A 13636-nucleotide genomic window follows, 5' to 3' on the forward strand; every position below is an offset into this window, starting at 1 on the left:
CTCAGGCTCCCTGCCCTCGCGCGGACTCGCGGCGGCGGTCGACGAGAGCGGCGACGGCGCGCAGGTCCGGCTGGCGCAGGAACTCCGGCGCACGCAGGCGCACGCCGCTCCGCTGCTCGATGACGGTCAGCAGGCGGGCGGCGACGATCGATGTGCCGCCGATCATCCTGAAGTCGTCGGTCAGCACCGTCGCGGGCCTGGCGAGGAGATCGCGCACGGCGTCCAGAACGATCCGCTCGCCCGGTGTGGCGCCGTCCTGCACCTCGGCGCGGTCGCCGGTGTCCGGCGCGGCCGCCTCGCGTGTCAGTTCGCCCCGGTCGACCTTGCCGTTGGCGTCCAGCGGGAAGGCGTCGACGATCCGCACGGCCGAGGGCACGGCCTGTTCGGGAAGCCACGCCCGCACCGCCGTCAGCAGCGCCTGCCCGGAGGCGGAGGAACCGGGGGAGAGGCGGACGTGCGCCATCAGGCGGACGGCGCCGTCGGGGCCCCGGGGCGCGGTGACCACGGCGCCGAGCACGGCCGGGTCCCTCTCCAGCGCGGCCTCGACCTCGGCGGGCTCGATCCGCACGCCGCTGATCTTCACCTGGTTGTCGAGACGACCGAGGAACTCCAGCGTCCCGTCCGGCCGCATCCGCACCCGGTCGCCGGTGCGGTAGAGCCGGTCCACTCCCGGGAGATCCCCACCGGGGGCGGTGAAGCGGCGCGCGGTCAGCTCGGGATCCACGTACCCGAGCGCCAGGCCGCTGCCGCCGATGCGGAGTTCACCCTCCTCGCCCCGCGGCACGGGGCGGCCGTCGGAGCCGGTGACGACGACCGTCACGCCCGGTACGGGAGCGCCGATCGGCGGCGCTCCGGGGCCCTCCGCCCCGGCGTCCGCGGCGCGCATGGCGTACGTGGTGGTGACGACGGTGGCTTCCGCGGGACCGTAGGCGTTGTGGACGGTCGCGGTCACGTCGGCGCCTGGGCGTCGGCGCATCCGGTCACCGCCGACGACGAGGTGGCGCAGCACCAGGCCGTGCGGCCAGGGCTGCTCCAGCAGCGGCTCGACCATGGGCGTGGCGGCCACCGCCACGGACACGGCGGCCTCGCGCCACCAGGAGGTGAGCGCCCCGGTGTCCCAGCGGACGTCGTCGGGCGCGGGCACGAGCGCCGCACCCGACGTCAGCCCCGCCCACAGCTCCAGCAGGTGCGGGTCGAACGCGACGCCGATGAGCAGGGACTGCCGGTCGCCGGGTGCGAGACCGGTCTCGGCGCGGTACCAGTCGAGCAGTGTGCCAAGGGCCGGCTCGGCGACGACGACGGCCTTGGGACGGCCGGTGGAGCCCGACGTCAGCACCGCGTAGAACGCCTCGCGGGGCGCGCGCAGCGCACCGGGAGGGGACGGGGCGAACGCCGCCACCACCGGGCCGGCCGCGTTGGCCCCGCCGTCCGGCAGGGCCAGAGCGATGTGCTCGGCCGCCCGGTGCCGGGAGGGGAGCACGGCGGGGGCACCGATCAGACAGGTGACGTCCAGGTCCTCGGTGACGGCCTCGATGCGCCGCTCACCGGGGCGCGGTCCCAACGGCAGATACACCGCGCCGAGCCTGGCGATCGCCACGGCCGTCACGACGAGTGCGGCGGAGCGGTCCAGGCAGACACCGATGAGGTCACCCGCCCCGACCCGGCCGCGCAGCACGGCCACGGCCTCGTCGGCGGCGGTGTCGATCTGCCGGTACGTCCAGGTGCGGTCGCCGTCGATCACGGCGAGGGCGTTCGGGGTGCGGCGCGCCCAGTCCTCGAACAGGGTGAGCACCCCGGTCGTGGCGTTCTCGCGGGACGCGGGGCCGTGCGCGACGCTGAGCGCGCCGCTGCCCGGGGAGGCGGGGGCGGGGGAGACCGTCGACGGGGCCGTCGGCCGGGTGCCGGGGGAGGTGGCGGGACGGGACATCAGGACTCCGTGGAGAAGACGGTGGCGGCGGGAGCGGTGGCGGCGAGCGCGTCGGCTTGGTCGGTGAGCACCGGGTGGCGGAAGAACAGCCGCATCGAAGGACGGTGGCCGAGTCGGGGCTCCAGCCAGGCCGCCAACTGCGCGGCGCGCAGCGAGTGGCCCCCGGCCCGGAAGAAGTCGGTGCGCCCGTCGAAGTCGCCGTGACCCAGCACCGTGCGCCAGCCGTCGGCGAGCAGCGCGGCCATCGAGCCGGCCGGAACCGCCTCGGCGTGGCCCTCGCCGTCCCGCGCGACTTCGTCCGAAGAGCGCGCGTCACCGCTCGGAACGGGGGCGTCCGTCGTCCGCGCCGCACCGTCCGGGCCCGCGTCGCCGGCCGTGCCGAGCTCTGCGGCCTTCCGGGCGAGTGCCGTACGGTCCGGCTTGCCGCCGGCCAGTGTGGGCATCGTGTCGAGGCCTACCCACCGCCCCGGTACCAGGGCGGCCGGCAGCCGCAGCCCGAGCCGCGCGTGCAGCGCCGCCTCGTCCCACGCGCCGCCCTCGCCGGGGTGCTCCACGAAGCCGACCAACCGGGGTCCGCCGACGGCCTCGCGGTCCAGTACGACGGCACAGGACCGGCCGCCCAGCGCGGCCGAAGCGGCCGCCTCGATCTCCTCCAGTTCGATCCGGTACCCGCGCAGCTTGACCTGGTTGTCCCGGCGGCCGAGGAAGTGGAGCGCCCCGTCCAGGCCCCGGTAGCCCAGGTCACCCGTCAGGTAGACCCGCTCACCGCCGAGTGCGTCGGGACGCGTGAACCGGGCGGCCGTGGTCTGCGGGTCGCCCACGTAGCCCTCGGCGAGCCCGGCCCCGGCGATCGCCAGCTCACCCACCGCGCCGTCCGGCAGGGGGCGGTGGTGCTCGTCCAGGACGTGGACGCGTTCGCCGGGCAGCTCGGTCCCGAGCGGGACCTCCGCTCCGTCGGCCAAAGCTTTCGGCGCGATGTGGTGGACGGTGGTGGTGACGGCCGCCTCGGTGACGCCGTAGGCGTTGAGCACCGTCGCGTCGGTGTCCGCCAGGAAGGGGCGCAGCGCGTCGGCCGGGAGGCGTTCACCGCCGAGCACGAGCAGGCGCGGCGTCCAGCGGCCGTCGCGCAGCGCGGGCCGCAACTCCTCTCGCACGGCGAGGAAGTAGCTGGTGGGCAGATTGGCCACGGTGACGCGCGCGTCGGTCAGCAGCGCGGCCAGTTCGGCGCCGGTCGGCACCTCGGGCCCGGGGACGACGAGGCACGCCCCCGCGTACAGGGAGGGCAGCGTCTCCTCCAGGGCCACGTCGAACATCGGCTGGGCGAACAGCAGGACCCGGTCGTCGCGCCGCAGCCCGAACCGTCCGGCCACCCCGGTCAGATGGTTCTCGAGTGCCGCGCGCCCGACGGCGACGGCCTTGGGGACACCGGTCGACCCGGAGGTGTGGATGATGTACGCGGCACCCGGCACCACGGGCGCCGCGTGCGCCTTCGGCATCTGTGGCGCGTCCACGGCGGCGGTCGGCAGACCGTCGGGCACCGTGACGGGGTGGTCGGTCGAGGTGAGGACGAGAGCCGGGGCCAGACGGTTCAGCAGCAGTTCCAGACGGGCGGGTGGGTCCGACGGCGACAGCGGGCAGTGGACCGCTCCGGTGCGCAGGCAGGCGAGCAGCACCACGACCGCGTCGGCGCCGCGCGGCAGGACGGACGCCACCGGCTGGCCGGCCCTCACCCCGGCGGCCAGCAGGCGCTCCGCGAGGGCGGTGACCCGGGCATCGAGGTCGCCGTAGGTCAGGTGGCGGGGGCCGATGAGCAGGGCGGGCGCGGACGCGTCGTGGCGGGCGACGGGGTCGAGCGGGTCCGCACCCAGGGCCGGGGCGGCGTCCTGGGGCGCCGCCTGCCCGTCGATGTCCGCGACGGGGGCCGGCCCGTCAGGGTGCCCGGGCGGCGCCAGGTCCGCCAGGGCGGTGCCCGGGGCGTCGAGGTAGGCCCGCAGCAGGTCCAGGAACCGGCCGGCGAGCAGCTCGACCACCTCCTCGCCGAACATGTCGGCGTCGTAGTCCCAGACCAGGGTCATTCCGGCGCCGCCGTGCCGGGGACCGACCCCGCGCCGGTCGTCCGGCAGCAGCACCACGTCCAGGTCGAACCTGGTGGTGCCCGTGTTGAACCCCTCGAACAGCGTGATGTCCAGACCGGGCACGTCGACCTCGGGCAGCTCGGCGTCGTGGGCGCTGAACATCACGTCGAACAGTGGATTGTCCGCGCCCGAGGTGTGCAGGCCGAGCGCGTGGGTCAGTTCCTGGACCGGTACGTCCTGGTGCGGCAGCGCGCGGATGAGGACGTCGGTCACCTCGTCCATCGTCTCCTCGGCCGGGGCGGCCGGGTCCAGCCGCAGCGGCAGGGGGACGGTGTTGACGAACATGCCGACGGTCTCCTCGTGCCCGCGGGGCCGGTTGCCCACCGCGGTACCGACGACCAGCTGCGAACGGCCGCTGTGGCGCCGCAGCAGTTCGGCGAAGAGGCCGAGCAGGGTGGAGAACGGGGTCAGGCCGCGCAGCCGCGCGTGGCCGCGCAGACCCTCCGCCAGGTCCGCGCCGATCGACTGCCGCAGCTGACCCCCGTGGTGGCGGCGCCGGGCACCGGGACGGGAGAGACCCGGCAGCGGCATGTCGTAGGGGAACCCGCGCAGTTCGGCGGTCCAGAAGTCCAGCCCGGCGCGGCGCGCCCCGGCCTCCCGGCCGCGGGTCTGCGCCTCGACGTGGTCGGCGTAGGAGGGCGCGGGCGGCAGTACGGCCGGCTCACCCAGGACGTGACCCCGGTAAACGGTGAACACGTCGTCGAGCAGGATCGCGAACGAGTGGCCGTCGTGGATCAGGTGGTGCTCGACGTGGATGAGCCGGTGGTGCTCGTCCCCGAGCCGCACCAGTGTCCAGCGCAGCAGCGGCGCCTCGTAGGTGTCGAGCGGGGTCTCCGCCTCGGTGCGCAGCAGTTCCTGGAACGCGGCCTCCGGGTCGGTGTGCGCGCTCAGGTCGACCGTCCGCAGCCGGGGCGCGCACGCCTGGGCGACCCGCTGACCGGGTACGGCGCCGGGGACGGCGACCAGTTCCAGGCGAAGGCCCGCGTGCCGGTCGAGTGTGGCGGCGAGACCGCGGCGGAGGGCGTCGGCGTGGAGCGGCCCCCACAGGTCGAGTGCGGCGGTGAAGTTGTAGGCACGGCTGCCCGGTTGCACCTGTTCGTGCAGCCAGACGATCTCCTGCGAGGAGGAGAGCGGAAGCATGGCGATCCCTGGGGTTGTCGGGTCGGGTGAGGGCCGACCGGGCACGGTCGTGCCCGGTGGTGGTGCGGGAGCCGGCCGCGGATCGCGCGGACGGGTTCCGTCGGGGGAGGGGCGGGAGGTGGTGCGAGGGTGGTGCGAGTGGTGGTCAACTGACGGCTGGCGCCGTCGGAGTTCTTGCGCGGAGTGCTTCGGTGAGCGCGTCGAAGGCGTCGAGGGCGGTGCGATCGGCCGTCACGGCGCGGTCCCACACCATGCGCAGGTGCAGTTCGCGACCGTGGGTGACGGAGACGGCGAACGGTCCGCGTACGGGTCTGCCGTCGATGTGGGTCTCCCGGCCTTCGACGCCGGCCAGGCGGAGCGAGGGGCGTTGCGCGACGTCGTCGACGGTCAGCAGTCCGTCGAGGCGGCCGGACCAGCCGGACCCGGCCTCCCGGGCCGCGCGCACGACCGCGTCGAAGGGCACGTCGGCCCGGTCCAGGTCCTCCCACCAGGCATCGGCGGTGGCCCCGGTGCCGGAGGGGGCCGCCCCCGCCACGGCCGGGAAGACCACCGTGTTGAGGAAGCAGCCGAGCACCCCCTCCGCGCCGGGCGGACGGCCGCCCCACGGATAGCCGAGCGGTACCGTGTGGCCCGGACCGTACAGTGCGCGGACGGCGGGTCGGCAGGCGTTCAGCAGGTCGGAGAAGGGCACACCCGCGGCGGACGTGGGCAGCGACACCGAAGCCGAACCACTCGGCGGTTCCCCGGCCGCCGGGAGGCCGGGCCGCGCGGCGGGAGCGCGGTCGCGGACGGCCCGCAGCCGTTCACCCCAGTACGCCAGCGCCTCGGGTGCCTCCGCACGCTCCTCGACGCCCAACTGGAGCAGGACGGCCTCGTGGTAGGCGGTCAGTTCGGCGGCGACCTCGCTGGGCGCCGGCATGTGCGCTTGTTGTCCCTCGGCGTAGGCGGCGCCGAGTTCCTCGACGATACGGGCCAGTGTCCGCCCGTCGCACGCCGCGTGGTCGAGGACGACCGCGAGCACCTCCGACGGCTCGTCGCCGCACGGGGAGGGCACGCGGTCCCGGTCACCGTCCGTCGTGTCGCCGGTGAGGAACAACCGTATGGGGGGGCCGTCGGGCGCCCACGCGCCCAGCGCCCGGCGCAGAGCCGTGTCGGCGCCCTCACCGGACGCCCGGGGCACGCGGATGAGCGGAACCTCCGGCTCCGCCATGCGGAGCACGGGAGTGCCGCGCACCACGGTGGGACGGCTGCGGAGCACGGGGTGCAGCGAGGCGAGACGTCTCGCCGCGGCGGCGAGGCGCGGCGGATCCACCGTGCCGCGCGGGAAGGCGAAGAACATCGGAACGAGGTCCGGTCGCCCGGTGGGATCCAGCGCACGCACCAGTGCGAAGCGACGCTGGGCTCCGGTTACGGGCAGCAGGGCAGGGGCCCCGGCGCCCGTGGTGAGTTCCCGGTAGCGAGCCAGGTACTGGCCCGTGATGCTGAGCACGTGATTCTCTCCGTCGTCGTCCACGGTGTCGTCGTTGCGCACGGCGTTTCGGCAGGCCCGGTCAGCCGAGCGGCGTCGTCCTGTCCCGCCCGTCGGGTCCGGCCTCGGCCCCGTTGACGGTGGCCCCGGCTGTTTCGGTGCCCGGGGTGGCGGGGCGCACGGCATCGGGGCCGGTGGGCAGGTCGCGCATCCTGCGCAGTTCGGAGAGCAGCAGCGGCAGCGGTACGGTGAGGAAACCGGCCGCGCAGCACAGCAGGGCGGCACGGGCACCGAAGCCGTCGGCGAGCGCCCCGCCGGCCAGCGCCCCGAGCGGCAGCGTGCCCCACATCAGGAAGCGCAAAGTGGCGTTCATCCGGCCCAGCAGGTGCGGCGGACACAGGACCTGGCGGAAGCTCACCTGGGCGACGTTGTAGACCACGGCGCCGAAGAAGACGACGCCCGAACCGAGCGCGAACAGCGCGGCACCCCCCGTTCGCTCCGACAGAGGCCACAGCAGCGCGAACGGCCCCGTGACCAGTGGGGAGAACCAGATGACCCGGGCCTGCCCCCATCGGGCGGCGAGCGCGCCCGCGGCCAGCGCGCCCGCCAGTCCGCCGATGGCCGCGGCGGACAGCACGAGACCGACCGCCCCGGGCTCGAGACCCAGGACGCGGACCAGGAACACTGTCTGGGTGGCCATCAGCAGTGCGGTGAAGAAGTTGCCGAGTCCGGTGGCGACGGCGATCACCCGCAGCAGCGGCTGGCCCAGCACGAAGTGCAGCCCTTCGCCGATGTCCGCGCGCAGCGACGCGCCGGGGACGGCTTCGGGACGGGGCTCCGGTTGCTTGATCCGCCACAGGCAGAGTGCGGAGAGGGCGTAACCGATGGCGTCGGCGGCGACGGCCAGGTGGGCGCCGAGGAGCTGGACCAGGCCGCCACCGAGTCCCGGACCCGTCACCTGCGCGGACGACCGTACGGTCTCCAGCGCCCCATTGCCCTTCACCAGTTGGTTCTGCGGCAGGAGACGGGGCAGGAAACTCTGGTGGGCGACGTCGAAGAAGACGGTGGCGACACCGACGACGAGAGCGACGGCGTACAGCTGGGTCATCGTCAGGACGCCGGCCACGCCCGCCGCGGGAACGCTCGCCATGGCCGCGGCCCGTACGACATCCGTCCGGATCATCAACGGCACCTTGCGCATACGGTCGACCCAGGCCCCGGCAGGCAGCCCGATCACCAGGAACGCGGCGGTTTCGGCGGCTGTGAGCAGCCCGACCTGGAAAGCGGACGCGTCGAGTTCGAGCACGGCCACGAGCGGCAGGGCGACCAGAGCGACGTGGGCGCCGAACTGCGCGGCCGCCGCTCCGGCGAGCAGCAACCTGAAGTCGCGCATGCGCAGGAGGCCTTCGGCTGCGGCACGGGGTGTGACGGACATGTGAACGACCTTCGGTGAGCAGTCGATCAAGAGTCAAAACGGGATGGGCGCTTTTGGTCATTTCTTCCAGCGTTCTCGCGCTGCACCAGAAAAATTTTCAGCGGATCGCGATGTCTGTCGGATGAACTACCGATGGCGTGCCGAGTTCACGGTGTGTGGACGACTCCGGTCCGGCGGGTTGCGGTACCGGCCGGTGCGCACTCGGCGGCTCGGGTGACCGTCATGTCCGAAAATGATCACCAGCTTGGCGTGCGCGGTCGGAGTTGATCATTCCGTCTGATATGGCGTCGACGGCGCCTGCGAGGTGGCATCCGGCCCGGCCGACGACCCGACGACCCGAGCGAAGACGGTCTCCAGGCGCATGACCGTGCTCGGCGACGAGCCTCACTGCCGACTTCCGCCCTGCTTCTCACACCGCCGACGGGTGCCGCTCGTCCGCCGTCCTTCGGGTGGTTCTCTGCCTGTCAAGGCAGGTATGCCGGCCTTGCGAACCCGCAGCACCGAGGATTCCGATGGAGGAGCAGTGCCCGTCGACGTCCAGCAACTGTTCGACACCACACTTCCGGAGGCGTTCACCCGGAACCCGGATCAGGTGAAATCGTTCGACGTGATCTACCAGATGAACATCACCGGCGACGGCGGTGGCCAATGGCAGGTCGACGCCTCGCCGACCGGACCCAAGGTCATCCAGGGAAGCCCTGGCGGGGAGCAGGCAGGCATCACGATGACCGCACAGGACTTCCAGACGTTCCACGACGACCCCAACGCCGCGATGCCGCTCTACTTCGCCGGCAAGATGCAAGTCACCGGTGACCCGATGCAGGCCATGAAGCTGCAGAAGCTGCTGGACATGACCCGCGGGTGACCTGCTGGCCACAGCGGCAGCGCCGCGGACCGCCGACCGTGGAACGGCTCACCGCTCCGGGCTGAACGCTGCCGTCGAACGGCTCCTCGCGCACGGCGCAGCGGAGCACATCGTCGACGAGGGCCCGAGTCCTGGGAGACGTCGCGGCTGCGATCGCCTCCCGGGGCGCGCGGCACCGCGCGGCCGTCCCGAACGCTGTGAGGGAATAACGCGCCACTACCGGTGGCGCGCCCCGCTGCACCTGCTCGGTGCGCAGCAGGCCGACGGCACCTTCAAGCGCAGCTGGAACCCGGCGAAGCCTCCGCCCCGCGCCGCGTCCTGCTCCGGGAGGTCTTGCCCTTGACCTCGCCGCCGGCTCCGGGTGCGGACCGCTGCTGATGCCCTGCCGGCAGCGACAGCGCCCTGCGGTGACTGCTTCAGGAGAAGACGACGGAACGCAGGAGCAGGCGCTCGGATGCGCCCGCGCCCGGAAGCAGGGTGTAGTAGGTGTCACCTTCACAGTCGGCATCGAGGAAGAAGGTCGCGGTGGCGTCCGTGCGGTTCTGTGGCGACCCCGAGGCCGTCCCGGGAGCAGAGCCGGGCGGGGGAAGGCTGATGCACTCACCGCCGGCGGGGTCGTTCACGAAGCCGACGGCCTCGTATCCCTCGGCGGTGGTGCAGGTGCAACGAAGAGCCTGCGAGCCGGAAGCGATCTGCGCGGCCGCCACCGGATCGACCGGATCGCAGGAGGAAGGCCGGGAAGCGGCAGCCGTGGCTCAGTCACCCGTGCTGATCGGTTGCCAGGCCTGCTGCGGGCGGAGGGTTCAGCGCAGCCGTCGCGCACGCAGCACAAGGTCGTCGGTATGGTGCGCGCCGGCGCCGCCGTCGGGCGCCACGCGTGGCCGTTGTTCGTTCACCTCGACCTTCCAGTCGTCGTCGAGCAGGGCGGTGACCATCGAGGGCCAGACGTAGTCGGCCGGGTCGAAGCCACTGTCGTGTGTCTGCTGGGTCTCCATCCCCGCATGGTGTACAAGCAGCAGCACGCCGCCGGGTGCGACGGCCGCGAGCAGCGCTCGCTCGGCTGCGGCGTCGGGGGTGCGCAGCAGGGCCGGGTACTGCGCGGAGACCAGGTCGAAGGAGGCCGGCGGGAGCGCCGCTTCCGTCAGTGCAGCGTGCACCCAGTGAATGGCGACGCCCGCGTCCCGGGCGTGCCCGGCCGCCCGCTCCAGCGCCACGCCCGAGACCTCGAGCGCAGTCACGTCCCAGCCGCCGCGCGCGAGCCAGACGGCGTCCGCGCCCTCGCCGCAGCCGACGTCGAGCACCCGTCCGGGTGTGAGACCGGCGACCTCGGCCACGAGCGCGCCGTTGGGCCGGCCGCTCCACAGCTGTCGTCGCTCGGCATACCGATTGTCCCACTCCGCCCGTACCGCGGGGTCTCCGAGGTATCCGTCGCCGGGCAAGGGGGTGTCGGACGCGGGCGATCCCGCCGTGATGTCTTCACTCATGGGCCCACCGTCGCCCATCGAAGCCCGGCCACGCCACTTGTGTTGCCGCTCCGGCAAACCGGCGCCCGAGGGGCGGGGGACGGCCGGGTGCAGCCGTAGCACGGCTGCACCGCCGTCGGGGCCTTCAGCGGGCGGCGTGATGCCCTTGCCCTGGAGTGCGGTCCAGCATCCGGCGTCTCCGTCATGACGACACCTCAGCACACGATCGGATCGGGCTTCGGCGCCCGGAGCACCGCGGACGACGTCCTGACGGACGGGCCTTCAGGCCGTGGCGGGCGAGCCGGCGACGCTGGTGATCCGACCCCGGATGCCGAAGCGGGTGATCCTCTCGGCTCGGTGGGCGGAGGCTGTCATCAGGCGGCGGCGAGGCCGGAGGTGGGGCGAGACGCCGCCGTGCTCGCTGAAGTGGCCCTGGCAAGATTTTCGTAGCCGGAGATCACCTCGGTGACCTGATGGGCCGGTCCGCGTGGCGTCGGCGGAGGCGGCGACCGGGCTGCTTCGTTCGGATCACGCCTTGCTGCACGTCGGGCGCGGTGTCAGGGCAGAGATCCTGCGGTCCTGATCCCCTAATGCCGGGCTGGCTAGAGTGGCCGTCATGAGCGATCGCCGCGGAACTCAGACCGTGTCGCCGGTGCTGCTCGGTGTGGATGACGGCGGCTGGTTGCCTGTCACCGCAGGCGAGTCGGGAGCGACTGTCTTTCGCAGCGCAGACGCCACTCGATATGCCAAGTGCGTGCCCGCTGCGGATGCAGCCGACCTGAAAGCCGAGCGCGACCGGGTCGCATGGCTGAGCGGTCAGGGTGTACCCGGTCCCCGAGTGCTCGACTGGCAGTCCGGTGACGCCGGCGCCTGTCTGGTGACGAGTGCTGTCTCCGGCATACCTGCTGATCAAGTGCCCGCTGAGGAACTGCGAGTCGCCTGGGAACGCATCGCGGACACAGTCCGCCGCCTGCACGAGGTGCCCGTGCCTCAGTGCCCTTTCCGCCGGGATCTGGACGCTATGGTCGCCGTGGCGCGTGACGTGGTGACCCGTGACGCCGTCAACCCCGAGTTCCTCCCCGTCGACCAGCAGCAGACGCCCACCGTGGAGCTGCTGGACCGCCTCACCCGGCAGGTCTCACGGCGACGGGAGCAGGAAGCCGCCGACACGGTCGTTTGCCACGGGGACCTGTGCCTGCCCAACATCATCCTCGATCCGCAGACCCTGGACGTGTCGGGCTTCATCGACCTGGGCCGCCTCGGACTGGCCGACCGCTACGCCGACCTGGCACTGCTGCTCGCCAACGCGCGAGAGACATGGACGGACGAGGAGCAGGCTCGGGTTGCGGACGTGGCCTTCGCCGAGAGGTACGGCATCGCCCTCGACCACGACCGCCTGCGCTTCTACCTCCATCTCGATCCGCTCACCTGGGGCTGATCGATTTCCTGGGGGCCATCGGGCGGACCGGAGGAAGATACCGGTGATGCGGAGTCCGGCCAGGTGCGCTGCTTGCACGCCTCCCGGTCGAAGGCCGGTGGCCTGCCGCCTTACGGAGGACCGGGGAAGGCTGCCGAACAGCCCGCACGGCCGTGCAGGAGCGCGGAAAAGGGGCCACGAGGCCGACACACCCGGCCTCATGGCCCTCACACCGACCGAAAACCGTCGTCTGTCGGCAGTTGGACCCCGCCGCCCTCCTGCACGCCGCGACCACGCGATGAACCGGTTCCGACGGCGACGCCGTCACCAAGCACGTGCCCGCCGCCGTCACTACATGCGGCGCGGGCGCCCGTTGGCGGGTCAGCCGGCCCAGGACCGTCCCGCACATGCCGAACCCCCGCTGCGCTCCCCACCGCCAGGCCGTTGACCAGGACACCTGCAGAAGTCCGGCTGGAGTATCAGGACAGTGTCCGCGAGCGGGCGTGGACGGCTCCACTGATGATCCGCACCGCGCGGTCGACACTCCGCGCCGTGGCCTCGGAGGAAGCCTGCTCGGACTCGTGGATGAACGCTGTGGCACCGCGTCGGCTGCCGCAGTAGTCGACGATTCCGTGCTCGATCTGCGTTCGCAGTGCTTCCTCGTACCCGTGGCGCTCGTATGCGCCGGAGTCGTCGCCGGCGATGGGCAGAAGATGCGTGGTGAGTGCCTGAAGTTTCGGTCGCAGGCCCGAAGCCGGGGAGTGCTCGAAGGCCCAGCCGTTGACGAAGACGCGGTCTATCCACCCCTTCAGCAGCGCGGGCATCGACCACCAGTACACGGGGAAGACCAATACGAGATCGGTGGCGCGCTCGAGACGACGGTGCTCACCGACGACGTCGGCCGGATAGTTGCCGCCCTCGCGGTACGCCCGGCGATCCGCCAGGGTGAACGCGGGGTCGAACCGCTCCTTGGCCAGGTCGGCGACCTCGACCGACACGGGGTGGAGTGCCGCCTCGAGTTTTTCCAGCACGTGATGCGTCAGGGACTGGGGGTCCGGGTTCGCGGCGACCAGCAGGGTGTGCATGACAGCTTCTCTCCCTCAGGGACAACCTACTACTAGTAGGTTACTAGTAGTAGGTTACTGGTGGGTGAGAGACTGCCGGGTATGGCCGAGCGACGACTCTCCAGTGCCGAGCGGCGGGCCCAGCTCGTCGGTATTGCCCGCGACGTGATCGCCACCGAAGGTGCGGACGCGCTCACGCTCGCGTACCTGGCGAGCAGAGCAGGGATCTCCAAGCCCGTCGTCTACGACCACTTCTCCTCGCGCTCGGCGCTTCTCCTCTCGCTGTACCAGGACTTCGACCAGCGACACCTCGCCGACCTGCATGCTGCGATAGCGCACACCCCGCCGGATGTGCGGCAGCGGGTCGAAGCGATCGCGACGGCTCACGTCGCGTGCATCGTCTCCCAGGGCGTCGAACTCAGTGGAGTGGTGGCCGCGCTGGCCGGCACACCGGCCCTCGAGGAAGCCAGGCGAGAATCCGAGCGCCGCTACGTGGACATCTGTCGGCAAGCCATACGAAGCGCCGACGGCGCTGCGGACCTCGGTGAGGAAGCAGCCATCGCATTCGTGGGCGCCGCGGACGCGCTCGGCCATGCGGCCGCCCGTGGAACGATCAGCCCGGAACTCGCCCGGTCGACCATCACCACCGTGTTGCTCGGCCTTGTCAACGCCTCTGACTGAAGGACTCGGAGCCACACAGCCGCTCTCGCGTCGACAACCTC

General features: G+C 72.5%; 10 protein-coding genes. 3 read left to right on the top strand and 7 right to left on the bottom strand.

The window, feature by feature from the left end; translation table 11 throughout:
* Window position 1 precedes the first annotated feature (1 nt).
* The 4 genes from ABTY20_RS09570 to ABTY20_RS09585 form a co-directional block, all read right to left on the bottom strand.
* Window positions 2-1927, bottom strand: a complete 1926-nt coding sequence (locus ABTY20_RS09570; protein WP_351996406.1) for a non-ribosomal peptide synthetase — start codon at window positions 1925-1927, stop codon at window positions 2-4.
* Window positions 1927-5202: a non-ribosomal peptide synthetase gene (locus tag ABTY20_RS09575; RefSeq protein ID WP_351996407.1), complete on the bottom strand. Its 3276-nt coding sequence runs from the start codon at window positions 5200-5202 to the stop codon at window positions 1927-1929. The genes ABTY20_RS09570 and ABTY20_RS09575 overlap by 1 nt, the downstream gene beginning before the upstream one ends.
* 145 nt (window positions 5203-5347) lie before the next feature.
* Window positions 5348-6691, bottom strand: a complete 1344-nt coding sequence (locus tag ABTY20_RS09580; protein ID WP_351996408.1) for a condensation domain-containing protein — start codon at window positions 6689-6691, stop codon at window positions 5348-5350.
* A gap of 61 nt (window positions 6692-6752) precedes the next feature.
* On the bottom strand, window positions 6753-8105 hold the full coding sequence (locus tag ABTY20_RS09585; protein WP_351996409.1) for an MFS transporter: 1353 nt from the start codon (window positions 8103-8105) through the stop codon (window positions 6753-6755).
* Window positions 8106-8628: 523 nt separating this feature from the next.
* Here ABTY20_RS09585 and ABTY20_RS09590 point away from each other — a divergent pair.
* Complete coding sequence (locus ABTY20_RS09590; RefSeq protein WP_351996410.1) at window positions 8629-8970, top strand: SCP2 sterol-binding domain-containing protein; 342 nt, start codon at window positions 8629-8631, stop codon at window positions 8968-8970.
* A 416-nt stretch (window positions 8971-9386) separates the two neighbouring features.
* Here ABTY20_RS09590 and ABTY20_RS09595 read toward each other — a convergent pair whose 3' ends face one another.
* Both ABTY20_RS09595 and ABTY20_RS09600 read right to left on the bottom strand, forming a co-directional pair.
* Window positions 9387-9677: a hypothetical protein gene (locus ABTY20_RS09595; protein ID WP_351996411.1), complete on the bottom strand. Its 291-nt coding sequence runs from the start codon at window positions 9675-9677 to the stop codon at window positions 9387-9389.
* Window positions 9678-9773: 96 nt separating this feature from the next.
* On the bottom strand, window positions 9774-10454 hold the full coding sequence (locus ABTY20_RS09600) for a class I SAM-dependent methyltransferase (RefSeq protein ID WP_351996412.1): 681 nt from the start codon (window positions 10452-10454) through the stop codon (window positions 9774-9776).
* A gap of 595 nt (window positions 10455-11049) precedes the next feature.
* On the opposite strand from ABTY20_RS09600, the gene ABTY20_RS09605 reads away from it, so the two are divergent.
* Complete coding sequence (locus ABTY20_RS09605) at window positions 11050-11871, top strand: APH(3'') family aminoglycoside O-phosphotransferase (protein ID WP_351996413.1); 822 nt, start codon at window positions 11050-11052, stop codon at window positions 11869-11871.
* A 458-nt stretch (window positions 11872-12329) separates the two neighbouring features.
* Here ABTY20_RS09605 and ABTY20_RS09610 read toward each other — a convergent pair whose 3' ends face one another.
* Window positions 12330-12935, bottom strand: a complete 606-nt coding sequence (locus tag ABTY20_RS09610) for an NAD(P)H-dependent oxidoreductase (protein WP_351996414.1) — start codon at window positions 12933-12935, stop codon at window positions 12330-12332.
* Window positions 12936-13016: 81 nt separating this feature from the next.
* Here ABTY20_RS09610 and ABTY20_RS09615 point away from each other — a divergent pair, with 81 nt between their 5' ends.
* Window positions 13017-13595: a TetR/AcrR family transcriptional regulator gene (locus ABTY20_RS09615; RefSeq protein ID WP_351996415.1), complete on the top strand. Its 579-nt coding sequence runs from the start codon at window positions 13017-13019 to the stop codon at window positions 13593-13595.
* The last annotated feature ends 41 nt before the right edge of the window (window positions 13596-13636 follow it).

It is taken from the genome of Streptomyces sp. NPDC126497, assembly GCF_040302425.1.
GTDB lineage: Bacteria > Actinomycetota > Actinomycetes > Streptomycetales > Streptomycetaceae > Streptomyces.

Excerpts from the sequence above, each read along its gene's own strand:
- ABTY20_RS09605 (WP_351996413.1), top strand. The coding sequence starts at position 11,050 with ATGAGCGATCGCCGCGGAACTCAGACCGTGTCGCCGGTGCTGCTCGGT.
- ABTY20_RS09600 (WP_351996412.1), bottom strand. The coding sequence starts at position 10,454 with ATGAGTGAAGACATCACGGCGGGATCGCCCGCGTCCGACACCCCCTTG.
- ABTY20_RS09610 (WP_351996414.1), bottom strand. The coding sequence starts at position 12,935 with ATGCACACCCTGCTGGTCGCCGCGAACCCGGACCCCCAGTCCCTGACG.
- ABTY20_RS09585 (WP_351996409.1), bottom strand. The coding sequence starts at position 8,105 with ATGTCCGTCACACCCCGTGCCGCAGCCGAAGGCCTCCTGCGCATGCGC.
- ABTY20_RS09570 (WP_351996406.1), bottom strand. The coding sequence starts at position 1,927 with ATGTCCCGTCCCGCCACCTCCCCCGGCACCCGGCCGACGGCCCCGTCG.
- ABTY20_RS09615 (WP_351996415.1), top strand. The coding sequence starts at position 13,017 with ATGGCCGAGCGACGACTCTCCAGTGCCGAGCGGCGGGCCCAGCTCGTC.
- ABTY20_RS09575 (WP_351996407.1), bottom strand. The coding sequence starts at position 5,202 with ATGCTTCCGCTCTCCTCCTCGCAGGAGATCGTCTGGCTGCACGAACAG.